A 26,190-nucleotide genomic window follows, 5' to 3' on the forward strand; every position below is an offset into this window, starting at 1 on the left:
GGAGCGCGCCGATGAGCTCCGCGATCACCGTGGCGGCGGCCGGCCCCGAGCACCTCCCGGGGCTCGAGGCGCTCTTCGAGGCCGCCGGCACGCCCTGCTACTGCCGGTACTACCACTTCGGCGGCACCAACAACGAGTGGCTCGCGCGGTGCTCGGACGGCCAGGGCGAGAACCGCCGGGAGTTCGCCGAGGCGCTCGCCTCGGGCAGCGACGAGGCGCGCGGCGTCGTGGCGCTCGCGCCGGAGGCGCCGCACGTCGTCGGGTGGCTCAAGGTCGCGCCCGCGGCGGCCGTGGCGAAGGCGTACGAGCGACGCCTGTACCGCGGGCTGCCGTGCTTCGCGGGCGATCGCGCCGGCGTCTTCCTGATCGGCTGTGCCGTCGTGCACCCGGGCCACCGGCGGCGAGGCGTCGCGACCGCGCTCGTCGCGGGCGCGGTGGAGCTCGCGCCCTCCTGGGGCGCGCGCGCCCTCGAGGCCCTGCCGCGCCGGCCGAAGGAGCCGGTGAGCGACGAGGAGCTGTGGACCGGCCCGGTCTCCGCGTTCACGCGGAACGGATTCGCCGAGGTGCACGCGTTCGAGCCGTATCCGGTCCTGCGCCGGGCGTTGTGACAGCGCCGCGGCGAGGCCCGGCCGGGGTCGCGCTTCGCTTGCGCGCGCCGGCCGACCAGGTAGTGTCGCGCCCGGCGCATGGCTCCCACCTCCGAGCACCCTGAAGCCGCGGCCCACGACGCCGCCGAGCGGAGCTCCGCCGCCGGCGCAGATCACGCCGCGCCTGGCTCCGCCGCGGGCACGGCCACGGCCGGCGCGAGCGAGCCCCCGGCGTCCGCAGCGGCGGAGGCGTCGCCGACCAGCCGGCGCGCGTCGTCCGGCCCGAGGGGCCGGGTCATCGCGCTCACCGGCGCCGCGTCCTTCCTCGGGCGCAACCTGATCGGGATCCTCGAGGAGGACCCGCGCATCGCGCGCGTGGTGGCCATCGACATCAAGCGGCCGGACACGGGCGGCTCCAAGCTGCGCATGCACACGGTCGACCTGACGGAGCCCGCGTCCGAGGAGCGCGTCGCCGAGGTGCTCGCGGCCGAGCAGGTGGACACGCTCGTCCACCTCTGCTTCCTGTCGTCGCCCACCCCGGCGACCGCCTGGGCCCACGAGCTCGAGTCGGTCGGCACGATGCACCTGCTCCACGGGGCGCGCCAGGCGAGCCTGCGCAAGCTGATCCTCTGGAGCCAGACGATCCTCTACGGCGCGCACCCGACCAACCCCAATTTCCTCACGGAGAAGCACCCGCTCCGGGCGGATCCGGACGAGCGCTTCTTCGCGGACAAGATGGCCGCCGAGCGGGAGCTCAACGCCTTCGGCGCGAAGACCAAGGGCACGACCGTCACCATCTTGCGGACCGCGCCGATCCTGGGCCCGACCGTCCAGAACTACGTCACCCGGTTCCTGGCGCGGCGCCTGGTCATGACGATGCTCGGCTTCGATCCGCTGTGGCAGTTCATCCACGAGGTCGACGCGATCGCCGCCTTCAAGCTGGCCATCGACAGCGATTTCCCCGGGACCTTCAACATCGTGGGCGACGGCGTGCTGCCGCTCTCCACGATCGTGCGCCTCGCGGGCCGGACGGCGGTCCCGGTGCTGCACAGCGCCGCCGGGCCGCTCGCCTCGGCGCTCTGGGCTGCGCACGCGGCGATCGCCCCGCCCAGCTTCCTGCGGTACCTGCGCTATCTCTGCGTGGCGGACGGCGAGAAGGCGGCGCAGGTGATGGGGTTCCGGCCGGTCTACACGACGCGCGAGGCGTTGCTCGATTACACGAGCGCGCAGCGGCTGCGGGACGTGCGCCTGCTGCAAGAGACGCCCGCGTGATGCGGTTCGGGGGGTGAGCGATGGGCACGGAGCACGATCGAGAGCTCGAGGAAGCAGGGGCAGGGAATGGATCGCCGCCGTCGACGCGCGGGCGCCCCGATCGGACGGGGCCCAGGCAGGTCGTGCCGAGCGTCGACGTCGAGGACGACGAGGCCCGGTACCTGGCGCCGATCGGCCCGACGGAGCCCTCGGACGGGCGGAAGACGCAGTCGTCCGAGGTGCACGCCCCGGTCGTGCCGGTGACGGCCGAGGAGCTCCAGCGCCAGATCAGGGAGCTCGAGGCGCGGCTCAAGCGGATGCTCGCCGGGGGGCCATCGCCCGACGCGAGCGGCGCGGTGGGAGGCGTGCCCGAGACCGAGCGGAGCCCGCGCCTGGGCGGAGCGCCCGCCGCGTCGGCCGGCTTCGCCAGCGAGCCGCCGCTGTCCGAGCCCGGGACGGCGCGCGACGTCCTGTCGACCGACTTCTACCTGCGGCAGTGGGGCCGCGCCGGCCTGCGCCGCCGCTCGGAGGAGGTCGACGAGTTCGGCTTCGATCCCAAGTACGAGGCCCGGTACAGGTCGCTCTTCGACTTCCTGCACAGGGTTTATTTCAGGATAGATATCGAAGGCATCGAGCGTATCCCCGCCGAGGGGCGGTGCCTCCTGGTGTCCAACCATTCGGGCGGGCCCATCCCCTACGACGGGCTCATGCTGCGGGCCGCGGTGCGGCGGGAGCACCCGGCGCGGCGGGAGCTCCGCTGGCTGGCCGACGATTTCGTGTACTACCTGCCGTTCGCCGGCACGATCATGAACCGGCTCGGGGCCGTGCGGGCCTGCCAGGAGAACGCCGAGCGGCTGCTCGCGGGCGAGCGGCTCATCGCGGTCTTCCCGGAGGGCGTCAAGGGCAGCGGGAAGCTCTACAAGGACCGGTACCAGCTCCAGCGGTTCGGTCGCGGCGGCTTCATCCGGCTCTGCCTGCGCACGCGCACGCCGCTCGTCCCGTGCGCCATCGTGGGGGCCGAGGAGACGAACCCGCTGTTCTATCGGGTCGAGCACCTCACACGCGCGCTCGGCATCCCGTACCTGCCCATCACGCCGACCTTCCCCGCGCTCGGGCCGCTGGGCCTCGTTCCGGCGCCCACCAAGTGGAAGATCCGCCTGGCCGATCCGGTGCGGTTCGACGCGTACGGCCCGGAGGCGGCGGACGATCAGATCCTGGTGCGGCGCCTCGCGGAGCGCGTGCGCGCGACGATCCAGGGGCTCATCGACGAGACCCTGGCCACCCGGAAGTCGATCTGGTTCGGATGAAGCGATCTGCCGAGGCGAATCCTCACTCCATGCCCGAAGATACAAACGAAGGCGATCCGCCCGCCGAGCCCGAGCGAGCGACGACCAGGGGCGCGCGGCCGGAGGGCGTGCTGGTGATCGACAAGCCGCGCGGGCCGACGAGCCACGACGTCGTGGCCCGCCTGCGCCGCGCCCTCGGCGTGAAGCGCATCGGGCACGCGGGGACGCTCGACCCGATGGCGTCCGGCGTCCTCGTGGTGCTCGTCGGCGAGGCCACCAAGCTCGCCCCGTACCTGACCGCGCAGGACAAGCGCTACACGGCGCGCGTCGTCCTCGGCGTGGGGACGGACACCCTCGACGCGGACGGGCAGATCACCGCGACGCAGCCCCTGCCGCCGTGGCTCGACGCGGAGCTCGGCGCCCTCGCCGGGGCCGGCGGGCCTCCCGGCGGTGAGGCGCTCGCGCGTGCGGCGCCGCGCATCGCCGCCGCGATCGACGCGGAGCGGGCGCGGCGGGAGCAGGCGCCGCCGGCCTACTCGGCCATCAAGGTCGCCGGGCAGCGCAGCTACGCCCTGGCGCGCGCCGGCCAGGCGGTGGAGCTGTCGGCGCGGGCCGTCGAGGTCCGGTCGCTCGAGGTGACCGGCGCCTCGCGCGGCGTGTTTGGTGCACCTGCCGCGGGCGCTGCGCCGGCCGCGGGCTCTGCGCCGGCCACCCTCGATCTCGATCTCGGGGTGAGCAAGGGCTATTACGTGCGCTCGCTGGCGCGCGACCTGGGCGCGCACCTCGACGTCCCCGCGCACCTGTCCGCGCTCCGGCGCACGGCGAGCGGCAGCTTCACCGTGGAGCAGGCCGTGTCCCTCGACGCCGGCGCCGAGGCGCTGCGCGCATCGCTGCGCCCGCTCGCCGACGCAGCCGCCGCGAGCCTCCCGGTCGCCCGCCTGACCGAGCACGGCGCCCGGCGCGCGCGCATGGGACAAGCGCTCACCGAATCCGACTTCTCCGTGGCTCCTGCGCACCCTGGCGCCGCTGTATGGCTCGATCCGGACGGGGTTGTCGTGGCGCTCGGCGCGTCGGAGGTCGCCGATGGGAACGCCGGTGAGAGCCTTCCAGCGCCATCGCCGACTCGGTTTTCCGTCCTGCGCGGTTTTTCTGAAGCGCCCGACATGCGTGGGAATGCTGCTAGATAAGAGAAACCCACAGCACACGGCAATTCCCTGGACTTCGGCAGATCTACGGCGCATGTCACTGGCATCGCTCGGCAGAATCGGTCGAGCTGGGGAGTCCGCCTTCGGGCGAGAGCGGCAAGAACGCGTGGTTCCGTCATCTCCTGAGATTTCGCGTCCCGGTCCGGTTGCGCTCCCCTCGCCTGTTCCGTTACGATTCGTCCGTTAGGAGCCTCTGTTTGAGTCCCGATTTCGTTCCATTGCCAGCGCTCGGCGCTGCAGTTCTCTCCGCTGTACTTGGCTCGCTGTTCGTCGGCGCCGACACCGCACTGACGACGTTGAGCGCGACGAGGCTCGGCGCGCTGATAGAGCAGGCGACGGGCCCCACGAAGGCCGCTTACGAGCGGATTCGTCAGGAAGACGCCAAGCTCCGTTCCCGCTACCTGCTCGGCTGGGTCGTATCGACCAGCCTGACGGCCGCCTGCTTCGACCTCTTCTTCCGGCGGATTGCCCCAGGCGCTGCGCTCTATCTCGGGCTGGCGACCACCATCGTCCTCAGCGGAGCCCTTTACGAGGTCAGCTCCACGCTGGGCCGCAAACACGCCGATCGGGCCGCATCGATGGCGGTCCGCTTCTTGCGCCCTCTCGAAATCGCGATGCTGCCGCTCGCCGTACCGCTCGGCTGGATCGGCTCCAAGCTGGGGCCGCGGGATGGTGAGCAGCCGTCGGATCCGAGGGTTGCCGAGGCGGAGGTCGAGATCCTCGTCGATGAGGTCGAGCGTTCTGGTCTCTTCGGGCGAGAGCCGGCGGAGATGATCCGGAATGTGCTCGAGTTCGCCGATCTCACGGCGCGGGACGTGATGGTGCCGCGATCCAAGGTCGAGGCCATCGAGATCTCCACTCCGCTGGAGAAGGTGCTGGAGATCGTCACCGAGAGCGGGCACTCGCGGTATCCGGTCTACAAGGATCAGACCGACAACATCGCAGGTCTCCTCTACGCGAAGGACCTGTTCAAGGTCCTCGAGGAGCGCCGGCTCAAGAACACGACGCTCCGGGAGATCACGCGGAGCCCGGCAAATTTCGTCGCCGAGTCGCAGCCCCTCTCTTCGCTGCTCCGGGAAATGAAGAGCCGGAGACAGCACCTCGCCATCGTGGTCGACGAGTTTGGCGGGATGTCGGGGATTGTCACCCTGGAGGACGTGCTCGAGGAGATCGTCGGAGACATCCGGGACGAGCACGACGAGACGGACGACGGCGCTGCCATCCAGGATCTGGGCGACGGCCGCCTGGTCGCCGACGCGGCCGTATCGATGAGCGATCTCTCGGCCTATCTTGGCGCCGAGCTCGACCGTGAAGGAAAGTACGAATCTCTTGGCGGGATGCTCACGCAGCACGTGGGCAAGGTGCCCGAGGTCGGCACGGCCGTGAGCAAGTTCGGCCTGCGCTTCATCGTGCGCGACAGCGACGAGCGTCACATCGGAAAGGTCGAGATCGTCCGCCCCCGCGCCATGGGCGCCGGCGGCGCCGCCTGAAGCCCCCCGCGCCGACCCACCGCGCAGGAGGGGGCCATCGTCGCTCCCTCCCCTCCCCTAGACCACGAAACCAGGTACGCCCCGCCTCGCGCGCCGCGGTGCTTCAGATCTGCGCCGGCCGAGCGGCGCGCGCCCGCACAGGAGACGGGCCCAGATCGGCGTTTTCGGCGCGCAGGCGTACTCCCGTACGCCGAGCACCGAAAACGTCGAGATGGGCCCGTATCCGAAGCGGGCGCGTGCCGCTCAGCGGGCGAGGGAGAGTTTGCGGAGCTCGTTCGCGAGATCGTCGCCCTCCTTGATGAGGCCGGGTGTCTCTTCGACGGGGTTGTCCTTGTTGCCCTCGAGCAGCTTGCGGATGTCCGCCATCGCGCTGGCGAGCCTGAAGACCATCTGCTCGCTCGTGAGGCCAGCGACGGACTGCGGATCGACCGGGAGGGCCTGCAGATCGCCGCCGGCGATGTCGCCCTTCGTCCAGCGGGTGGCCTCCTTGTCGGCGGGCTTCAAGCCCTGCTGCGTGCGCTCGAGGCGGCTCACCGTGTACTTCGCCGGCCAGTCCTTGCCGAACGGGAACGGCGCCTTGTTGGGAACGAGCTCGGCCAGCGTCTTGTCGCCGTCCCGGCGGAAGACCACCGAGAAGTTCACGACCGGCTCCTCCTGCTCCTTCCACGATTTCTCGACGGGAGCCTGCGCGGCCGAGAGGACGTTCTTGAGGCTGTCCTTGGTCTTGTTGAGATCCTGGACCGCCGTGGTGTAGGCGAGGACCTGGCGCATCACCCGCCCCGGGAGGCCGCCGATCTGCTTGCCCTCCAGGTTGGTGGCATCGAACGGGACGTTGATGCCGCCCAGCTCGGCCACGAGCTGCGCGGGGAACTTCTTCCCCTCGAGCGCCGTCCGGCCCGCATCGAGCTTCTCCTTCAGCTCCACCATCTTCTCGTTCGCGGCCTTCACGTCCTTTGCGAGCGCCGCGGCGCCGTCGACCGCGAGCTTGCCGCGATCGCCGCGCTCCTTCGCGCCGCCGATGGCGAAGCCCACGCCGATGCCGACGATCGCCGCGAGGCCGGCGTAGAGCGCCGTCTTCTTGGAGGCCTTCCGCCGCTCCTGCTCGACCTCCTCGCCGACCTCGACCTTGATGGTCTGCGCGGCGGCCGTCGGCTTGGGCGGAGGCGTCTGGATCACAGGACGCGGAGCCGGTGCGAACGGAGGCAGCGGGATGCCTGGCGAGATCCCGGGCGGGGGCGCGATGCCCCCCACGGAGGGCATCGGCGGCCGCGCGCTCGGATGCGGCGAGGGCATGCCGACCGGGCCCGCGTTCATGTCGGGAGGCGGCCCCGATCCGGGCTGCGAACCAGGCACGGGAAGGGGGACGGCCGCTCCTGGCGCCCCGCCTATCGCCGTTTTGCCAAGCCGAGCCTTCAGATCGATTTTGCTCTTCTTCTTTTCTTCAGCCATCGGCTCCTCGAGGACGGGATCGCTGCACCACTTCGCGCTGAAAACTCCAGCCCGCCCGAGGGAATCGACCCACCACGGCCCGAACCGGAGCTGCCCCTGCGCGAGCGGCAACAGAAGACGACACGGGCCGGCCTCCAACAGACCGACATGGGAGCGGGGAGGGAAAGATCAGCAACACGACGGGAGCGCCGGGCGAGCGGACAACCCGCCGGGCACGTTAGCGGCGCGCCGCCTGGAATGTCAACGCGATGGCGATCGCAGCGCAGGATGTGTTTCGACAGGCGATCGCCAGGCCACACGGGCCACCCGGCCCCACGGCAGCCCCCGCCGGCCCGCAGCTGCGCCCTCGCCGGGTCTGCCCCGGCGTCGCCGGGTCTGCCCCGGCGTCCCCCGCCCATCCTGCGGGCGACCGCCGGCAGCCTGGCCCTCCGCGAAGGGACCGGGTAGGAAGCAGGGGGCTCATGGTCTCGTTCAAGTTCGGCGGGGGTCGGCCGCCGCGGCTCCGCTCTCCTTCCGGCAGCGGACCGGAGGCGCCGCCAGCTTTATCCACCGGCAACAGACCGCAGGCGCCGCCCGCGGCCTCCTCGGGCGACGGGCGGCAGGCGCCCCCCCCGCCTTCCAGCGGGGGCCGGCGGGGGCCGCCCTCGCGGCGGCCATCGCTCCGGATGGAGACCCGGCGGGTCACGAGCTTCGATGGAACCGACATCACCTACCGCGTGACGCCGCCGCCGTTCGAGGGGGCGAAGACGGTGGTCCTGGTCAACGGGCTGGGCGGGCCGTACCTCGCCTGGCGGGCGCAGGTCGAGTACCTCTCCGACCAGTACCGGTTCATCACGTGGGATTACCGCGGGATGTACGCGTCGAAGCGCCCGTCACCGGACGTTCCGGGCGCCTATGCGGTCGCGAACCATGTCCGCGACCTGGAGGCGATCCTCGCCGTCGAAGGGATCCGGCACGGCGCGCTGATGGGATGGAGCGTGGGCGTCCAGGTGGCGCTGGAGGCGTTCCGCAGGCTCCCGGGGTTCGCCGCGAACCTGGTCCTGCTGAACGGCACCTACCGCCGGCCGCTCGAGACGATGGGGCCGCTGCCGGGGCTCGGGCGGCTGTTTCCGCCGTTCGTGGCGTTCGCGGCGCGCGCTCACTCGCTGGCGGCCAGGGTGACGCGCAGCACCTTCGGCCCGCCGGACGCGGTGCTCTGGCTGAAGCGAATGGGGCTGCTCGGCAAGACGCTCGACAGCGAGGCCTTCGCCGAGCTCGTGCAGCCGTTCGGCCAGCTCGACATGGACGCGCTCTGCCGCAACCTCCGCGCGCTGGACGCCCACGACGCCGAGCACGTGCTCGAGCAGATCGACGTCCCGACGCTGCTCATCACCGGCGACCGCGATGCGTTCACCCCGCGGGCGCTGGCGCAGTCGATGGCGCGCCGCATCCCGATGGCGGAGATCCTCGTGGTCCGCGGCGGGACCCACACCACCGCGGTCGAGTTCCCCGAGCTCGTGTCGCTCCGGATCGAGCGCTTCTTCGCCGACCACGGGTTCTAGCGCGGCCCGCCTGGCCCAGGGCCAGGCGGGCGCGCCGCTCACTTCCGGAGCAGATCGGCGAACGGGTTGTTGCGGAAGCCGCCCGACGAGCTCCCCTGCCCCTTCCCTTGCTGCCCCTGGGCCGGCCGGCGGCCGTCGCCGCGATCATTGCGGCCGCGCGCGTCGCCGCCTGCAGAGGGGCCGCCCGCCTGGGGACGCGCGCCGGCGGGAGCGCCGCCCTTCTTCGCGGTGAGCGAGATGCGCTTGCGCACGAGGTCGACCTCGAGCACCCGCACCTTGATCTTGTCGCCCACCTTCGCGACCTCGTTCGGGTCCTTCACGAACCTGTCCGCCAGCTGCGAGACGTGCACGAGGCCGTCCTGGTGGACGCCGATGTCGACGAAGGCGCCGAACGCCGTGACGTTGGTCACCACGCCCTCGAGCTCCATGCCCGGCTTGAGATCCTCCATGGTCCGCACGTCGTCGCGGAACTTCGGCGGCTCGAACGTGGCGCGCGGGTCGCGGCCCGGCTTCTTCAGCTCGCTCAGGATGTCGTTCAGCGTGAACGAGCCGACGTCGCCGGCCTCGTACTTCTTCGGATCGATCCGCGCGATCGCCGCCGTGTCGCCGATGAGCGACCCGACCGGCACGCCGAGATCCGCCGCGATGCGCTCGACGAGCCCGTAGCGCTCCGGGTGCACGGCGCTCGCGTCGAGCGGGTGCTCCCCGCCCCGGACCCGCACGAAGCCCGCCGCCTGCTCGAACGTCCGCGGGCCGACGCCGGGCACGTCGAGCAGCGCCTTGCGGCTCTTGAACGCGCCGTTCAGGTCGCGGTGCGCGACGATCTTCTTCGCGAGGCTCGGGCCGATGCCGGCGACGCGGGCGAGCAGCGGGGCGCTCGCGGTGTTGAGCTCGACGCCGACTCGGTTCACGCAGCTCTCGACCACCTCGTCGAGCTTCCGCGCGAGCAGCCCCTGGTAGACGTCGTGCTGGTACTGGCCGACGCCGATGCTCTTCGGGTCGACCTTCACGAGCTCCGCGAGCGGGTCCTGCAGCCTGCGGGCGATGCTGATCGCGCCGCGCACCGTGAGATCGAGCTCGGGGAACTCCTCGCGCGCGACGTCGCTCGCCGAGTAGACGCTCGCGCCAGCCTCGCTCACCGGGACGCAGAACAGCTCCGTCAGCGCCTCCGACGCGAGCACGTCCTTCACGAACGCCTCGGTCTCGCGGCCGTGCGTGCCGTTGCCCACGGCGACCGCGCGGAGCGGGTACTTGCGGCAGATGCGGCGCAGGTCCTGGCGGGCGCGCTCGAGCGAGTCGCCGCTCCCGACCAGGTAGATCGTCGTGTGCTCGAGGAGCTTACCCGTCTCGTCGACGACGGCGCACTTGCAGCCGGTGCGCTGGCCGGGGTCGATGCCGAGCACCGCCTTCGTGCCGAAGGGCGCGGCGAGGAGGAGCTCGCGGAGGTTCTGGGCGAAGACATCGACCGCGGCGCGATCGGCCTGCATCTTGAGGTCGACACGCACGTCGCTCTGGACCGCGGGGAGCAGGAGCCGCTTCACGGCGTCGTCGGCGGCCTTCGTGAGCTCGCCGGCCCACGGCGATTTCGGCTTCAGCCCCACCGCGGCGTGGATCGGCGGGACGAGCGGCTCGGGCGCCAGCTCGATCGCGGCGCGGAGGACGCCCTCGGCCTCGCCGCGGCGGATCGCGAGGTAGCGGTGCGACGGGATGTTCGCGACGGGCTCCTCGAAGCTCCCGTACATGTCGAACTTCGTCTGCTTGGCCGCGTGCTCCTCGTTCTTCTGGACCTTGATGACGCCTTCCTTCGCGTAGGCCTCGCGGACGAGCTTGCGCACGTCGGCGTGCTCGGCGATGCGCTCGGCGCAGATGTCGCGCGCGCCGGCGAGGGCGGCCGCCGCGTCGGGGACCTCCTTCTCGGCGCTGACGAACGCGCGGGCCTCCTCCTCGGGGCTGCCGTCCCCTGGCTGCGACCACATGCGATCCGCGAGCGGCTCGAGGCCCCGCTCCTTCGCGATGATGGCCCGCGTGCGGCGCTTCGGCTTGAAGGGGAGGTAGAGATCCTCGAGCTCCGCCTTGGTGCCGCAGGCGCGGATCTTCGAGGCGAGCGCGTCGGTGAGCTTGCCCTGCTTCTGGATCTCCGTGAGCACCGTGGCGCGGCGCTCCTCGAGCTCGATGAGGTAGGCGCGGCGCTCCTCGATGGCGCGGATCTGCACCTCGTCGAGCCCGCCGGTCGCTTCCTTGCGGTAGCGAGCGATGAACGGGACCGTCGCCCCCTCGGCGAGCAGCTTGGCCACCGCCGAGACCCCCTGGCGCGGGAGGCTCAGCTCCTCGGCCAGGAGCGGGACCGGATCGAACGAGCTGTCCGCGCGGCTCGGGACAGCGACAGGGCTCTGCGTCTCAGTCATGGGCGCGGCATACGCGCAGGGTGCACGCGCGTCCAGGCTTGACTTGAGGTCTGCCTCAGCCCGCCGCCGCGATGACCTCGCCGTCGCGCAGCACGGCCCGCGCGCGCGGCGCGCCCCAGGGCTGCACGATCGCGTTCTCGTGGGGCAGGTCCCACAGGGCGAGATCGGCGCGCAGCCCCGGACGGACGGCGCCGCACACGCCGCCCAGGCCGAGCGCGGCCGCCGCCTCGCGCGTCGCGCCCAGGATCGCCTCGGCGACCGTGAGCCCGTAGAGCCGCACCGCGAGCGCGAGCGCGAGCGGAAGGCTCTCGGTCGGCGCCGTGCCGGGGTTCGCGTCGCTGCCCACGATCAGCGGGACGCCTGCGGCCCGGAGCGCGGCGACGGGCGGCGGCTCCTGCCGCAGCGTGAAGCTCGCCACGGGCAGCAGCGCGGCGGCGACGCCCGCCTGGGCGAGCGCCGCGATGCCCGCCGGCGCGACGTGCTCGAGGTGGTCGGCCGACGCGGCGCCGAGCGCGGCCGCGAGCTCGGCGCCGCCCACGTCCGCGAACTGCCCGACGTGCACCCGCACGCCGAGCCCCAGCGCGCGCGCCCGCTCGAGCACCGGCCGCGCCTCCTCCACCGAGAACGCGCTCCGGTCGATGTACGCGTCGACGTAGCGCGCGAGGCCGGCCGCGGCGATCGCGGGCAGCCAGGAGCGCGCGACGGTCCCCGCGTAGGCCGCGCGGTCGCCGCCGGCCTCCGGGGGCAACGCGTGCAGCGCGAGGTACGTCGGAACGACGCGGGGCAGGCGCGCGTCCCTCCCCGCCTCGGCGACCGCCTCGAGCTGCTTGCGCTCCGTCGCCTCGTCGAGGCCGTAGCCGCTCTTGGCCTCGACGGCGGTCACGCCGAGCGCGGCCATCCGGCGGAGGCGGGCGCGGAGCGTGTCCGCGAGCTCGCCGGCGGTCGCGGCGCGCGCCGCGCGCATGCTCGCGACGATGCCGCCGCCGGCCGCGGCGATCGCCTCGTAGTCGCCGCCGGCCATGCGGATCGCGTACTCGGCGTCCCGCGAGCCGATCCAGGGCGCGTGCGTGTGGCAGTCGACGAGCCCGGGCGTGACGACCCCCGCGGCCTCGATCGCGATCGGCACGCCGGCCCCGGGCCGCAGGACCTCGCGCCGCGGGCCGACCGCATCGATCGCGCCGCCTCGCACCACGATCGCGGCGTCCTCGATGACGCCGAGGGGATCACCGGCCGAGGCGCGGGACGCGTCGCAGGTGACCAGCCGGCGCGCGGTGATGGCGAACGGGCGCTCGGGGTGCTGCGCGGCCTCCGCTCGCGCGGCCCCCGGCGGCGCCGTCACGTCGCCGCCCCCGCGGCGCGCGCGGCGCGCGCCCGCTCGATGTCCTCGATCACCGCCCGGGACGCGGGCCCACCGACGATCTCGGCGAACGCCGCCGGCGAGGAGGCCGGCCGCGGCGGGCACCGCCGGCGCAGGCCCAGGCACCGCGCGGCCGCCTCGACGCAGCGCTCGCGGAAGCGGGGCTCGCGCTCGGCCTTGCGCACGAGCGCCTCGTGCACGCGGTCCTGCAGGTCCTCGCGGTGGCAGACGAGCAGCGCGTCGCAGCCCGCCCAGACGGCCGCGGCGGCGGCCTCCTCGACGGCGTGGTGCGCCGCGATCGCGGCCATCTCGAGATCGTCCGAGAAGAGCACCCCCTCGAAGCCGATCTCGCCGCGCAGGAGGTCGGTGCAGATGGCGCGCGACAGCGTCGCCGGGACGCTGGGATCCAGCGCCTCGACGACGATGTGCGCCGTCATGAGCGACGCGACCCCGGCGCCGCAGGCGGCGCGGAACGGCGGCAGCTCGATCTCGTCGAGGCGGCCGCGCGCGTGCAAGAGGGTCGGGAGCGCGAGGTGGCTGTCGAGCGCCGTGTCGCCGTGCCCCGGGAAGTGCTTGCCGCAGGCGAGCACGCCCTCCTCCTGGAGCCCCTCCAGGAATGCAACGGCGCTCCGCGCGACCGCGCCAGGGTCGCGACCGAACGCGCGATCGCCGATGATCGGGTTCGCCGGGTTCGAGTCGACGTCGAGCACCGGGGCGAAGTTCAGGTTGATGCCGACGGCCCGGAGCTCGGACGCGACGGCGCGCGCCGCGCGGCGCAGCAACGGGAGGTCCGCGAGCTCGCCGAGCGAGCGCATCGACGGCAGCGTCAGGAACGGCGCGGGCAAGCGGGTGACGCGGCCTCCCTCCTGATCGATGCCGATGAAGGGAGGCCGATCTGGGCCGCCCGCCGCGGCGAGCGCCTGGCAGAGCCGCGCCGTGGCGGCCACGTCAGGGACGTTGCGCCGGAACAGGATCGCGCCGCCCCGCCGCCCCTCGGCGAGGGCCTTCAGGTACCGGGCCGGCGGCTCCGCGCCGTCGAAGCCGCCCACGATGAGCTGACCACACAGGACCTCGAGCTCCAGATCGAGCCGCATCGTCCACCACCTCTCGCGCGGCGCAGGCGAGTGGCCGGCCGCGGAATCCGTTCGTAGACGACTCGTAAACGACTTGGGCCGACGAAGCCACTTCCGAGGGATGCCGGTGCGCCGGAGGGGACGCCGCGGCGCCGGAGGGACGCATCGTGTCGCGGTCGGCCCGCTCAGAACCGGATCGCGATCTTCCCGAAGTGTGCGCCGCTCGCCATGGACTCGATCGCCTGGCGCACCTCGGCGAAGGGGACCACGCGATCGACGACCGGCCGGAGCCCGCTCGCCGCGATCGCGCGGTTCATGTCCTCGAACATCGCCCGCGACCCGACGAAGATGCCCTGCGCGGTGATCTGCTTCATCAGGATGGGGAACAGGCCGACATCCCCCAGCGCGCCGCCCGTGAGCACGCCGATGAGGCTCACGCGGCCGCCGAACCGGACCGCGCGGAGCGAACGGGCGAGCGTGCCCGCGCCGCCCACCTCGATCACGTGATCCACCCCCGCGCCGCCGGTGAGCGAGCGCGCGGGCGCGTCCCAGTCGGGGTTCGCGCGGTAATTGATGGTCTCCGACGCCCCCAGCGACCTCGCGCGCTCGAGCTTCTCGTCGCTGCTCGAGGTGACGATGACGCGGGCGCCCGCGAGCCGGGCGAACTGCAGCGCGAAGATCGAGACGCCGCCCGTGCCCTGCACGAGGACCGTGTCGCCCGCCTTGATGTGGCTCGCCACGAAGAGCGCGTTCCATGCGGTCACCGCGGCGCACGGCAGCGACGCGGCCTCCTCGTCCGTGAGGTGCTGCGGGACCGCGACGACCCCCTCCGCATCGAGCAGCACCCGCTCCGCGGCCACGCCCGGCAGCTCCCCGCCGAGGGCCCCCCGCGCCTTGTCCGCGGAGAGCTCCCCGTCGATCCATCGCTGGTGGAAGATCGGGCTCACGCGATCGCCGACCTTCACCCGCGTCACCCCGTCCCCCACGGCGACGACCTCCCCGACCCCGTCGGAGAGCGGGACGAGCGGCAGCGAGAACTTCGGGTTGTAGAGCCCCTTCGCCACGAGCAGGTCGCGGAAGTTGAGCGACGCCGCCCTCATCTGGAGGACGATCTGCCTAGGCCCCGGCTCAGGATCCGGAAGATCGATCGGGCGGAGCGCGTCGAGACCGAACGAACCCTGGAGAGCGAACGCTTTCATGCAGATCCTCCTTGAGCGGAGATCCGCTATCCCACGCGGGGTGGAGGCCGGTCAACGCGCCGCTCGACGCCCTGGCCGCCGCGCGTCGCGCAGCGCCTGGGCAGCGAGCCACAGGCCGGCCGCCGTCACGAGCGCCGCCCCGAGCAGCTGATCCGCCGACGGGCTCTCGCCGAGCCAAGCGGCGGCGAGCACGTGCGACAGGACGACCCCGACGTAACCGATCGCGCCGACGCGCGCCGCGCTGTCGAGCGCGTAGGCGCGCGTCATCGCGAGCTGCGCGAGGCCGCCGGCGAGCCCCGTCCCGATCAGGAGGAGGGCGCCGAGGGCGTCGGGCGTCCGCCAGACCGGGATCGAGAGCGCGACCATCGCGGCGCTCGCCACGAGCGAGAAATGCAGCGCGATCGCCTCGGGGCTCGCGCGCTCCCCGCCGGCGCCGATCCTGCGCAGCCAGATCATGGCGAACGCCGAGAAGACGGCGCCGAGCGTGGCGATGAGCGCGATCTCGCCCGCGATCGCGAGCCTCGGCGCGGCGACCAGCCCGACGCCGGCGAAGGCGAGAAGGGTCGCGAGCCAGAGGCGCGGGCTCGTCCGCTCGCCGAGCAGCCGCGGCGCGAGGAGCGCGACGAAGATCGGGCTCGTCGCGCCGAGCGTGACCGCGTCGCCGAGCGCGATCTGCGGCGTGCCGAGCGTGTAGAAGCCGCAGAGCATCGCCCCGGTGCCGCAGAGCGAGCGCGCCCACGCGAGCCGCCGGTCGCCCCTGCCCACGGAGAGCGGCGCCCGGCGGACGAGCGCGACGCCGAGCGCGGTGGCCGCGCCCACCAGCGTTCGCGACGCCGCCACCTCGGGCCACGGGGCGTGCTCCGAAGAGAGCCGCGCGAGGACGTTCATCGCGGCGAAGAGCGATTGGGCCAGGAGCATCCACAGGACGCCCGCGGTCGGGTGCGCCGCGCGCCCCTCGCGCTCCGCGGCGAGGACGATCGCGGAGACCCCGGGCGGGTGCGCGGCGACCGCGCCCTGCGACGATGACGACGTGCTCACGTAGCGCATCGATTACCACCTCGACCTCGCCGCCGTACACGCCGCCGTGCGCCCGAAGGCGCCGGCGCTCCCGGGTGCGCGCGCGACATCGAAGCGCTACGGTCGCAACGATGCGCGCGATCATCGGAGTCACAAGGAGAAGCAGGACAGGAGCGATGGATGGTCAGCGGGAGCGCCGGTCCTGGGCGCTCTGGCTCGGGCTCGTCGCCGCGGGCGCCCACGCGCTCGGGTGCGGCGCGAGCGCCGCGAAGGAGCCGGCGGAGGAGCCGTCCGGCGGCAAGGCCAGAGGCGGGGCGGCGGAGGAGGAGAGCGCGCGCCCCTCGGAGGGCAAGGCCGCCGGCATGGAGGCCGGCGGCGAGGCCCAGGGCACCCAGGCCCCGCCCGCGCCGGGCCAGCAGATGACCCGCGCGGAGGCAGCGCGGTACGTGCTCGGCCTCGTGAACCGCGATCGCGCGGCGCACAAGCTGCCGCCCGTCCGGTGGGACGAGACCGCTGCGCGCGCAGGACGGCGGCACGCCGAGGACATGGTCCGGATCGGCTTCACCGGCCACTGGGGCAGCGACGGCTCGGTCCCGGAGGAGCGCTACACGGCCGCGGGCGGCGACGGGTTCCCGATGGAGAACGCCGGCTGCTTCGCCGACGCGATCCCCCGCGAGCTCGATCCGGATCCGCGCTTCTCCGCGGAGAGCCTCGAGCGCGTGCACCAGGCCTTCATGAACGAGAAGCCCCCGGCCGACGGGCACCGGCGCAACGTGCTCACAGCGTCGCACACGTCGCTCGGGGTCGGGCTGGCCAAGGCGAAGGGGTTCGACATCGCCTGCGTGGCGCAGGAGTTCGTCGACGACTACGGGACGTACCAGCCGCTGCCCAGGCGGACGACGATCGGCGAGCGGATCCGGGTGAGCGGCGAGATCGCCGCGCCGGCGAAGATCGCGGGCGTCGGGATCTCACGGGTCGAGCCGGGGAAACCGATCAAGCCGGAGAAGCTGCTCAAGATGGGCGGATACCCGATCCCGCCCCCCTACGCGACGTTCTTCCCGAAGGGCTTCAAGACGCCTATTCCTCTCCAGGTGACCGGCAATCGATTCGACATCCAGGTCCCGCTGGACGACCGCGGGCGACCCGGGCTCTACGGCGTCAGCGTCTGGGCGACATTCCCCCCCTCGGGCGAGCTGAAGATGGTCTCGCTCCGCACGATCGACGTCGTCGGCAAGGGAGGCGCGCGATGAGCCAGAGCCGCCCCCCCACGGCGTCCGAGGAGCTCGACGCGGTCAAGGTGCTCGATCACCTGGTCCGCCGCGCGGTCTCGATGGGCGCGAGCGACATCCACGTCGAGCCGAAGCGCGACGGCATCCGCGTGCGCTACCGCGTCGACGGCGTGATGGTGGCGCAAGGGCAGATCCCGATCGAGATCGCGCCGTCGCTCACCTCGCGCGTGAAGGTGCTCGCGCGGATGGACATGACCGAGCGGCGCCTGCCGCAGGACGGCCAGTTCAGCCTGGAGCTCCACGGCCACCCGCTCATCCACCTGCGCGCCTCGACGTTCCCCGCGATCCACGGCGAGACGCTCGTGCTGCGCGTGCTGCTGAGCCACCAGCTGATCGCCCTCGACAAGCTCGGGCTCGCCGAGGGGGACCTGCCGCGGCTCGAGCGGCTCGCCGACCGGCCTTCGGGGCTGATCGTCGTGTGTGGGCCGACCGGATCCGGCAAGACCTCGACGCTCTACTCGCTGATCAAGGTCATGAAGACGAGCGAGCTGAGCATCGTCACGCTGGAAGATCCGATCGAGGTCGAGTTCGCCGACATCACGCAGGGGCAGACCAACCCGAGGCAGGGCTTCACGTTCGCGACGGGCCTGCGCGCGATCCTGCGGCAGGACCCGGACGTGATCATGGTGGGCGAGATGCGCGATCCCGAGACGGCGCAGATCGCGCTGCAGGCGAGCCTCACGGGGCACCTCGTGCTGTCGACGCTGCACACCTCCGACGCGGTGGACACGGTCGCGCGCCTCGTGGACCTCGGCGCGGAGTCGTGGATCGTGGCGAACGCCCTGCTCGCCGTGGTCGCGCAGCGGCTCGTCCGCAAGCTCTGCGAGGAGTGCGCGGAGACGTACGAGCTCGAGACCGCCGTGACGGGCGAAGAGGACAAGGTCCTCATCGAGAAGGGCGCCGAGCTGAAGCGCAGCGTCGGGTGCCAGACATGCCACTTGACGGGCTACCGGGGGCGCATGGGCCTGTTCGAGATGCTGGAGCTCGACGACGACCTGCGGGATCTCGTGAAGGCGCGGGCGGGGAAGCGCGCGTACCGGGACGCCGCGCGCAAGGTAGGGCTCGTGCCGCTGCACGAGGCCGGGCTCGCCAAGGTGAAGGAGGGGCTCACCTCCCTGGACGAGGTGCTCCGCGTGACGTGACGCTCCCCGCTCTGGAGGAGGTCTTGCCGAGCGTGTCGGCCAGGCGCGCCGCGGTTCGCCGTGCGATCCGCGGCGCGTCGCCGGTCAGGTCGCCTGCGAGGAGCCGTCGTCGACCGCGTTGGCGGCGATGACGCCCTTGTACCAGAGCGCGCTGTCCTTCGGGATGCGCCGCTGCGTCTCGTAGTCCACCCAGACGATGCCGAACCGCTGCGAATAGCCGCGATCCCACTCGTAGTTGTCCATGAGCGACCACACGAAGTACCCCGCGAGCGGCGCCCCCGCGTCCATCGCGCGCCGCGCGGCGACGAAATGATCGCGCAGGAACTGAAGCCGCCGCGTGTCCGGGATGCGGCCGTCCTTGTCCGGCTCGGTCGAGTAGGCCGCGCCGTTCTCCGTCACGAAGAGCTTGGGCACGCCGTACTCCACGTGCAGCCGGAGGAGCAGCCGCCGCAGCCCTTCCGGGTAGACCTCCCAGCTCATCTCCGTCTGCTCGGATGGGGGCGCGACGTGCACCGTCCTCGGCAGGTTCTGCTCCTCGGGCACCTTGCTGCTCCGCAGGACCGCCCGCGAGTAGTAGTTGAGGCCGAGGAAGTCGCACTGCGTGGCGATGATCTCGAGATCGCCCGGCTTGCACACGGTCAGCCCCTCCGGCGGGAGGTAGCCCAGCGCGATGTAGTCCTCGATCATGTCCGCCGGATAACGCCGGCCGTACAGCGGATCGAGGAACCAGCGGTTGAAATACCCGTCGTAGTGGCGGCACGCGTCGTAGTCGGCGGCGCTGGGGGACGCGGGCATCGCGTAGTTCATGTTCAGCGTGATGCCCACCTCGGCGCCGGGACAGTTCTGGCGCACCACGGGCACCGCGAGGCCGTGGGAGAGCAAGAGGTGGTGGCTCACCGCCAGCGCCTTCTTGAAATCGCGCATGCCCGGCGCGTGGATCCCCTTCTCGTAGCTGAGGAACGCCGTGCACCACGGCTCGTTGTGCGTGATCCACTTCTTCACGCGATCGCCGAGCTTTCGCGAGATGACGTCGGCGAACTCCACGAACGCGTCCGCCGTCGAGCGGTGCTGCCAGCCACCGACCTGGTCCTGGAGCACCTGCGGCAGGTCCCAGTGGAAGAGCGTCGCGTACGGCTCGATCCCGGCCGCGAGGAGGCCGTCCACGAGCCGGCTGTAGAAGTCGAGCCCCTTCTGGTTCACCGCGCCCCGGCCGTTCGGGAGGATGCGCGGCCACGCGATCGAGAACCTGTAGGCCATCATGCCCAGGCTCTTCATCAGCGCGATGTCCTCAGGCCACCGGTGGTAGTGGTCGCACGCGATGTCGCCGTTGGTCCCGTCGACGATCTGACCGGGCGTCTTCGCGAAGCGATCCCAGATGGACTCGCTGCGGCCGTCCTCGTTCGTAGCCCCCTCGATCTGATAGGAGGACGTCGCGGTCCCCCAGACGAAATTGTCGGGAAATCTCAGAGACGGCATGTCGGTTCGTGGTTCTCCCTAGAGAGGTCCGGCCTCGGCGGAGGCGGGCACCGTGCGATCGTAGAGCGCGGAGGGCGCGATGACGGAGCCGGGCGCGTAGAGATGGCAGCGGACCCAGTGCCCCGACCCGACGTCGATGGCCCCCGGCATCTGCTCCCGGCACGTGTTCATCACGCTCGGGCAGCGGTCCGCGAAGGGGCAGCCCGGCGGCGGGTTGATGAGCTTCGGCGCCCCGGAGCGCGCCGGGAGATCGCCGCGGATCGAGCCGTTCGGATCCGGAACCGCCGAGAGCAGGAGCTTCGTGTACGGGTGCGCCGGCTGCTGCATCAGCTCCTCGCTCGGCGCGCCCTCCACGATGTGGCCTGCGTACATCACCATCGTGCGATCCGCGACGTAGCGCGCGCTCGCGATGTCGTGCGTGATGTAGAGGTAGGAGATACCGCGCTCCTCCTTGAGCTTCTCCATCAGGTTCAGGACGCCCATGCGGATCGAGACGTCGAGCATCGAGATCGGCTCGTCCGCGAGGATCACGCTGGGATCCACCGCGAGGGCGCGGGCGATCGCCACGCGCTGCCGCTGACCGCCCGACAGCTGGTACGGGAACTTGAGCGCGACCTCCGCGGGCGGGTTCAGATCGACCGTCTTGAGGAGCGCGTGCACCTTCTCCCGGAGGATCGCCGCGGTGGGCGCCTTGTTGTGGAGCAGGAGCGGCCGCTCGAGGTGGTAGCCGATGGTGTGCACCGGGTTGAGCGAGCCGAACGGATCCTGGAAGATCATCTGCACCTGCCCGCGGTAAGCGAGCGAGGCGCGGGTCGGCTCCTCCTTCAGCACGTCGCGACCCTTGAACACGATCTGCCCGCTGCTCGGCGGCATCAGCCGCGCGAGGAGCCGTGCGATCGTGCTCTTGCCGCTGCCCGACTCGCCGACCAGCGCGATGACCTCACGCTCTGCCAGCGAGAACGATGCGTCGTGCAGCGCCCGGAGCTGCTGCGATCGCAGCCCGCCGCCGACAGGGAAGTACTTCCCCAGGCGCACCACGTCGAGGACAGGCGAGACAGAAGGTTGCGTCATCGTCATCGTCAGTAGAGGTGGCAGGCGCCGCGGTGCTCGGGCGCGATTTCACGAAGGGCGGGCAGCTCGTTCTGGCAGGTCGCGAAGGCCTGCGGACACCGGGGATGGAAGCGGCAGCCGGCGGGTGGGTTGCGCATGTCGGGCGGCGAGCCCGGGATGCCCTGCAGCCTGCGGCGCGGCCCACGGACCGAGGGGAACGACCCGAGGAGCCCCTGCGTGTACGGGTGCTTCGGATCGCTGAAGAGGTCCTTGGCGCGGGCGGTCTCCGCGAGCTTGCCGGCGTAGAGGATGGCGATGCGCGTGGAGAACTCGGCGATGAGCGAGAGGTCGTGCGTGATGAAGAGGATCGAGAAGCCGAGGCGCTCCTTGAGCTCGGCGATCTGCTGCAGGATCTCCCGCTGCACGACCACGTCGAGCGCCGTCGTCGGCTCATCCATGATGAGGAACGGCGGCTTGAGCGCCATCGCGATGGCGATCACCACGCGCTGGCGCATGCCGCCCGACAGCTGGTGCGGGTAGCTGTTCAGGCGCGACGAGTCGATGTTCACGAGCTTGAGCAGCGCGGCCGCGCGCTCCATCGCCTGAGCGGGCGTCACGCCGTCGTGCGCGATGATCGGATCGGCGATCTGCTCGCCGATCGTCAGCACCGGGTTGAGCGCGGTCATCGCGCTCTGGAACACCAGCGCCATCTTCCGCCAGCGGAAGGCGCGGAGCTGCTCCTCGTTCATCGCCAGGACGTCCTGCCCGGCGAAGTACACGTGCCCGCCCGTGATGACCGCCGGCGGGCGGAGCAGCCGCATGATGGCCATCGCCACCGTCGACTTGCCGCTCCCCGACTCGCCCGCGAGGCCGAGCACCTCGCCCGGGGCGATGTCGAAGGAGACGTTGTCGACCGCGCACACCGGACCCGTCGGGGTGATGAACTCGACCCGGAGATCCTGAACCGAGAGAAGCGGACTAGGCGCCATGAGTCCTCACCACCGGCGTAGACGGACCCGCCGTGACCTTGCGGCTCCTGAGGAGACGCGACCAGGCGCCCTCCGCGCGGAGCCGCGGATTCGAGATCTCGTCGATCGCGTAATTGATGAGCGTGAGCGCGAACCCGACCAGCGCGACGCACACGCCGGTGGGCACGATGGTCCACCAGGCGCCCGTGAGGAGCGCGGCGTTGTTGCTCGCCCAGTAGAGGTTCGTGCCCCAGGTGACGGCGCTCAGGTCGCCCAGCCCGAGGAACTCGAGGCCGACCTGGGCGCCGATCGCGTAGACCGTCGCGCCGATGAAGCCGGACATGAGGAGCGACGTCATGTTCGGCAGGATCTCCACGAAGATGATGCGCGCGCTCCCCTCGCCGCTCACGAGGGCCGCGGACACGAAGTCCTTGTCGCGCAGCGCGAGCACCTGCGAGCGGAGCACACGCGCGTTCCACGCCCAGCCCGTGAGGACGAGGACGAACAGGATCGTCAGCGGCCCGGCCGGCAGGTAGGCCGCGATGACCACGGCCATCGGCAGGCCGGGGATGATCAGGAACACGTTCGTGAGCAGCGAGAGAACGCTGTCGATCCAGCCGCCGAAGTAGCCTCCGGCCATGCCGATCGCCGCGCCGATCGCGATCACGGCGAAGCCCGTGGCGAAGCCGACGGCCAGCGAGGTCCGCGCGCCGACGATCGTCTGCGCGAGCACGTCCTGCCCCTGGCCGTTCGTGCCGAACAGGTGCTCGGCGGAGGGAGCCTCGTGCGGCATGCCCACGAACGCGTGCGGGTCCTGGCCCACGAGCGAGGGGCCGAGCAGCGAGAGGAGCAGGAAGAAGAGCACGATGAGCGTGCCCACCATCGCCTTGCGATTCGAGAGGAGCAGGCGGAGCCATCCCGCCGCACGGGAGGCGCCGCCCCCGCTGTTGCCTTGTTGCGCAGCCATCGCTTCTCCTGGACCCAGCCGTCAGCGCCCGCGGGCGCGGGGATCAAGAAACACGTAGATCACGTCGACCAGGAAGTTCGCCCCCAGCACGGCGAACGTGATGGTGAGGAAGATCCCCTGCATGAGCGGGTAATCCTGATTTCGAACCGCCTGGATGAGCAGATAACCTTGCCCCGGATACGAGAAGACGATCTCGGTGAGCAGCGAGCCGGCGAGCACGAAGCCAAGCGCCATGCCGAAGCCCGTGACGTTGGGCAGGAGCGCGTTCCTCGCGGCGTAGGTGAACATGACCCGCCACTGCGAGAGCCCCTTGGCCTGGGCCATCGTGATGTACTCCTCGGACAGCACGGTGACCATCGCGCTGCGCATGCCGAGCATCCAGCCGCCGATGGTGGCGACGACGATCGACAGGGCGGGCAGGACCATGTGCGAGAGCACGCTCCCGATGAACTCCAGGCTCCAATCGGGCGAGAGCGTGTCGCTGTAGGCGTGGCGCAGCGGGAAGGCCCCGAGCACGAACCCGAGAACGTAGAGCGACACCATCGCGAGCCAGAAGTAGGGGAACGCGCCGAGGAACATCAGGACCGGCGGCATGACCGAGTCGAGCCAGCCGCCCCGCTTCCACGTCGCGACGATCCCGAGCACCGTCCCCAGGCCGAAGCTGACGATCACGGCGGCGCCCGACAGGAGCAGCGTCCAGCCGAGCCCCGTCGCGATGACCTCCGTCACCTTCGCCGGGAAGTGCGCCACCGAGGTGCCGAGATCGCCGGCCAGCGTGTGGCTCAGGTAGGTGATGTATTGCTTGTAGAGCGGCTCACCCGTGAACCCGAACGCCTTCCGCAGCGCATCGATCGCCTCCGGCTGCAGCTGCCCCCGGAAGCGCACGAACATGGCCGAGGCTGGATCGCCCGGCATGGCGCGCGGAATGAGGAAGTTCAGGGTGAGCGAAGCCCACGCCGCGATGAAGTACAAGCCCAGCTGTCGCAGAAGGTAACGCACAGAAGCTCTCTCTTTTAACCTGCGCTCCGGATCAGGTCACGCCCAACTTCACTTCGGCTTGAGCTCGGTGAGGACCAGCAGGTACTCGGGCGGGTTGTTGGGCGACAGCTTCGCGTACGGGTTCTCCTTGCTGGGGAACCCGGTGAAGCGGCGTGTGTTGTACTCGCCCCAGGACGGCCCGGGGAACAGCGGGATCGAGGGCGCCGTCTCGGAGAAGATCTCCTGGAGCTGCTCGATGATCTTCTTCTGCTCCGCCGGCTCGGTCGCGGCCTCGAACGCCTCGAAGAGGCCGTCGGCCTGCTTGGCGCCGAAGCGGTGCCAGTTGCGCGCCGACGTCTCGCCGACCGGCTTCGCGGTCGCGGTGCCGAGGAGGTCCCGGTAAAAATTGTATGGGGTCGGCTCCTCGTTCGACCAGCCCATCGACAGGTCGAACGTGCCCTTCTGGAGCGCCTCGAAGAACGCGCTGAAGTCGTACGTCTTCAGCGTGGCCTCGACGCCGATCTGCTTGACCTGCTGCGTGACGATCTGCGCCGCGCGCACCCAGTCGGACCAGCCCGTGACGACGTTGAGATCGAAGCGCAGCGGCTTCCCGTCCTTCACGCGGATGCCGTCGGCCCCCTTGGCATAACCCGCCTCGTCGAGGATCTGGTTCGCCTTGGCCACGTTGAACTTGACCCAGTCGCCCGCCTCGACCGTCTTCTGGCTGCGCCAGCGCTCGTGCGCGTCGCTCAGCGCCGTCGCGTCCGCCGGCCGCGTGTAGTTGTTCATCGCGACCTTGACGATCTGCTCGCGGTCGAGCGACATGCTGATCGCCTTGCGCACCCGCGCGTCGTCGAGGGGCTTCTTCGCCGTGTTCGTGTAGACGAACACCGTGCTGCCGACGAGCGGGAACCAGTAATGGTGATTCGTGGGGTCCTTGCCGACGTAGACCTTCTCGATCTCCGGGACGAAGTTGCCGGCCCAGTCGACCTCGCCGTTCAAGAGCGCCAGGTTCGCCTGGTCGTTGCCCGGGTACGCCGGGAAGCGGAGCCCCTTGATCGCCGGCTTGCCCTGCTGCCAGTAGTTCGGGTTCCGGCCGAGCTCGTAGATCTGGTTCTGGAAGGTCTTCACCTCGGTGAAGGGCCCCGTCGCGACCGGGTTCTCATTCGTGTACGTGACCGGATCCGCCACGTCCTTCCACTTGTGCTCCGGCACGATCGGCTGGTGGCCGAGGAAGACGAGCCCGGGGACGTACGGCCGCGTGAGCGTGAACTCGACCGTGGAGTCGCTCTTGGCCTCGACCGAGGTCATCCACTTCCAGACGCCTTGCAGGTCGAGGGCGACGTGCTTCTTCAGGAGCCCGAAGGTGAAGGCCACGTCCTTCGCCGTGAACGGTTGGCCATCGGACCACTTGACGCCGGGCCGCGTCGTGACGGTGAGCGTCTTGTTCCCGTTACCCCACTCGTACTTCGATGCGAGCCAGGGGGTGAACTCGCCCTTCATCGTGTTGTAAACGAGGAGCGGCTCGTAGATGCCAGCGACGGTTGGCCAGCGAACGTTGCCTGGTGCGAGCAGAGGATTGAAGTTCCGCACCCATGACGCTTGCTGCTCGATCGAGACGGTCAGGAAGGTGTCGGCGGCCGGAGAGGGTTTGCCCGGACCCGGCGCGGTGCTCGCGCCGCCCGCGGACTCCTTGGTCGGTTCGGTCTTCCCGCACCCCGCTGTGACACCGACCGAAAGAAGCAACGTCGACAACACGAACGTCCGACGCGGCAACAACCAGTTCCTCATGAGAATGCTCCTCGCGGGGCCCTCGTGGATACGCCCGAGCGCCCACCGTCCCTCTCCCACTCCTCAATCTCCCTGGAAGCCACCACGCGGCAGAGCGGCTCGCCGGAATTCGACACCGCGACGCAGTGCGCCATACCAGCATCCAGGCGTCGGCACTGTAGCCGTTTTCGCACAGCAGTGTCAACGGGGATTCGAGGTTGCTGTCAAGTTCTCGCGCCGCTTACTCAGGCGCGTTTTCAAGGGAGATGTCGTGGTGCGTCATGTCTCGCAGCAGCAACTCCGTCTCATGTGGTGCTCATGGTGTCATCACGCGTCATGAGGAATGATGGCTTAAGCACTTGCACTGTTATTTTCTTTGACCGTAGTAAGAAAGTAGGCCGTCACAGACTGCGTCGGTTCAGGCACCTGAGGTGCGCCGCTGTCCACGCGCGTCCGGGGCAGGTCTATACAGACGTCCGCGGGCGATTACAAGACCAGAAATTTCCAACTTCGCGCCGGTGGACAGGGGGGCGCGCTCCCAGGGCGAGCGCGGACACCTCCTGGGCGGGCAGAGAGGGAAGGCCGCGTCAGGGGCGGACGCGGGCGGAGCGTCGGGTGCGGTCAGCGTTGTAGTGCGGGCCGCTGTTCGACGCCTGATGGGCTGGTCCTCTCCGCCGTGGCCGTGAGTAC

The 26,190-nt window shown here is 71.1% G+C and carries 20 protein-coding genes; 8 read left to right on the forward strand and 12 right to left on the reverse strand.

Annotated features, from left to right (window positions below):
• Nucleotides 1-11: 11 nt before the first annotated feature.
• The 5 genes from WME73_RS23975 to WME73_RS23995 all read left to right on the forward strand — a co-directional run bounded on the left by WME73_RS23975 (nt 12) and on the right by WME73_RS23995 (nt 5,819).
• The gene (locus WME73_RS23975) at nt 12-608 is read left to right on the forward strand and encodes a GNAT family N-acetyltransferase (protein WP_437747702.1); all 597 of its coding nucleotides are present in this window, start codon (nt 12-14) and stop codon (nt 606-608) included.
• A gap of 78 nt (nt 609-686) precedes the next feature.
• Nucleotides 687-1,859 carry an NAD-dependent epimerase/dehydratase family protein gene (locus tag WME73_RS23980; RefSeq protein ID WP_437873600.1) on the forward strand — a complete coding sequence of 391 codons (1,173 nt, stop codon included), beginning with the start codon at nt 687-689 and terminating at the stop codon, nt 1,857-1,859.
• Between the two features lie 20 nt (nt 1,860-1,879).
• Nucleotides 1,880-3,145, forward strand: a complete 1,266-nt coding sequence (locus WME73_RS23985) for a lysophospholipid acyltransferase family protein (RefSeq protein ID WP_437747704.1) — start codon at nt 1,880-1,882, stop codon at nt 3,143-3,145.
• Nucleotides 3,146-3,174: 29 nt separating this feature from the next.
• Nucleotides 3,175-4,311 (forward strand): tRNA pseudouridine synthase B, encoded by a 1,137-nt coding sequence (locus WME73_RS23990; protein ID WP_437917180.1) that lies wholly within the window; start codon nt 3,175-3,177, stop codon nt 4,309-4,311.
• Nucleotides 4,312-4,547: 236 nt separating this feature from the next.
• A complete protein-coding gene (locus WME73_RS23995) occupies nt 4,548-5,819 on the forward strand; it encodes a hemolysin family protein (RefSeq protein ID WP_437748019.1) in 1,272 nt (423 codons plus the stop codon).
• A 243-nt stretch (nt 5,820-6,062) separates the two neighbouring features.
• Here the strand turns inward: WME73_RS23995 and WME73_RS24000 are convergent, their stop codons facing one another.
• Nucleotides 6,063-6,995: a formin gene (locus WME73_RS24000; RefSeq protein ID WP_437747706.1), complete on the reverse strand. Its 933-nt coding sequence runs from the start codon at nt 6,993-6,995 to the stop codon at nt 6,063-6,065.
• Nucleotides 6,996-7,729: 734 nt separating this feature from the next.
• Between WME73_RS24000 and WME73_RS24005 the strand changes: the two genes are divergently transcribed.
• On the forward strand, nt 7,730-8,809 hold the full coding sequence (locus tag WME73_RS24005) for an alpha/beta fold hydrolase (protein ID WP_437917181.1): 1,080 nt from the start codon (nt 7,730-7,732) through the stop codon (nt 8,807-8,809).
• A 38-nt stretch (nt 8,810-8,847) separates the two neighbouring features.
• Here the strand turns inward: WME73_RS24005 and WME73_RS24010 are convergent, their stop codons facing one another.
• The 5 genes from WME73_RS24010 to WME73_RS24030 all read right to left on the reverse strand — a co-directional run bounded on the left by WME73_RS24010 (nt 8,848) and on the right by WME73_RS24030 (nt 15,890).
• Nucleotides 8,848-11,214, reverse strand: coding sequence for a Tex family protein (locus tag WME73_RS24010; protein ID WP_437747708.1), 2,367 nt, complete (start codon nt 11,212-11,214; stop codon nt 8,848-8,850).
• A gap of 55 nt (nt 11,215-11,269) precedes the next feature.
• Nucleotides 11,270-12,553: an imidazolonepropionase gene (gene hutI, locus WME73_RS24015; RefSeq protein ID WP_437917182.1), complete on the reverse strand. Its 1,284-nt coding sequence runs from the start codon at nt 12,551-12,553 to the stop codon at nt 11,270-11,272.
• On the reverse strand, nt 12,550-13,665 hold the full coding sequence (nagZ, locus tag WME73_RS24020) for a beta-N-acetylhexosaminidase (RefSeq protein WP_437917183.1): 1,116 nt from the start codon (nt 13,663-13,665) through the stop codon (nt 12,550-12,552). Before nagZ ends, hutI begins: the two co-directional genes overlap by 4 nt.
• 164 nt (nt 13,666-13,829) lie before the next feature.
• A complete protein-coding gene (locus WME73_RS24025; protein WP_437917184.1) occupies nt 13,830-14,843 on the reverse strand; it encodes a zinc-dependent alcohol dehydrogenase family protein in 1,014 nt (337 codons plus the stop codon).
• 51 nt (nt 14,844-14,894) lie between these two features.
• Nucleotides 14,895-15,890 carry a DMT family transporter gene (locus WME73_RS24030; protein WP_437917185.1) on the reverse strand — a complete coding sequence of 332 codons (996 nt, stop codon included), beginning with the start codon at nt 15,888-15,890 and terminating at the stop codon, nt 14,895-14,897.
• A 146-nt stretch (nt 15,891-16,036) separates the two neighbouring features.
• Here WME73_RS24030 and WME73_RS24035 point away from each other — a divergent pair, with 146 nt between their 5' ends.
• Both WME73_RS24035 and WME73_RS24040 read left to right on the forward strand, forming a co-directional pair.
• Nucleotides 16,037-17,110, forward strand: a complete 1,074-nt coding sequence (locus tag WME73_RS24035; RefSeq protein ID WP_437917186.1) for a CAP domain-containing protein — start codon at nt 16,037-16,039, stop codon at nt 17,108-17,110.
• Nucleotides 17,107-18,291 carry a GspE/PulE family protein gene (locus WME73_RS24040; RefSeq protein WP_437917187.1) on the forward strand — a complete coding sequence of 395 codons (1,185 nt, stop codon included), beginning with the start codon at nt 17,107-17,109 and terminating at the stop codon, nt 18,289-18,291. Before WME73_RS24035 ends, WME73_RS24040 begins: the two co-directional genes overlap by 4 nt.
• 84 nt (nt 18,292-18,375) lie before the next feature.
• Here WME73_RS24040 and WME73_RS24045 read toward each other — a convergent pair whose 3' ends face one another.
• The 6 genes from WME73_RS24045 to WME73_RS24070 are packed head-to-tail and all read right to left on the reverse strand — an operon-like array spanning nt 18,376 to nt 25,521.
• Nucleotides 18,376-19,767 (reverse strand): GH1 family beta-glucosidase, encoded by a 1,392-nt coding sequence (locus WME73_RS24045; protein WP_437917188.1) that lies wholly within the window; start codon nt 19,765-19,767, stop codon nt 18,376-18,378.
• Nucleotides 19,768-19,785: 18 nt separating this feature from the next.
• A complete protein-coding gene (locus WME73_RS24050) occupies nt 19,786-20,844 on the reverse strand; it encodes an ABC transporter ATP-binding protein (RefSeq protein WP_437747716.1) in 1,059 nt (352 codons plus the stop codon).
• Nucleotides 20,845-20,846: 2 nt separating this feature from the next.
• The gene (locus tag WME73_RS24055) at nt 20,847-21,806 is read right to left on the reverse strand and encodes an ABC transporter ATP-binding protein (RefSeq protein ID WP_437747717.1); all 960 of its coding nucleotides are present in this window, start codon (nt 21,804-21,806) and stop codon (nt 20,847-20,849) included.
• Nucleotides 21,796-22,752: an ABC transporter permease gene (locus tag WME73_RS24060; protein ID WP_437873613.1), complete on the reverse strand. Its 957-nt coding sequence runs from the start codon at nt 22,750-22,752 to the stop codon at nt 21,796-21,798. Before WME73_RS24060 ends, WME73_RS24055 begins: the two co-directional genes overlap by 11 nt.
• A gap of 21 nt (nt 22,753-22,773) precedes the next feature.
• Nucleotides 22,774-23,751 (reverse strand): ABC transporter permease, encoded by a 978-nt coding sequence (locus WME73_RS24065; protein WP_437747719.1) that lies wholly within the window; start codon nt 23,749-23,751, stop codon nt 22,774-22,776.
• A gap of 48 nt (nt 23,752-23,799) precedes the next feature.
• A complete protein-coding gene (locus WME73_RS24070) occupies nt 23,800-25,521 on the reverse strand; it encodes an ABC transporter substrate-binding protein (protein WP_437917189.1) in 1,722 nt (573 codons plus the stop codon).
• Between the last annotated feature and the right edge of the window lie 669 nt (nt 25,522-26,190).

Source organism: Sorangium sp. So ce302 (genome assembly GCF_051530145.1).
Classification (GTDB): domain Bacteria; phylum Myxococcota_A; class Polyangia; order Polyangiales; family Polyangiaceae; genus Sorangium; species Sorangium cellulosum_B.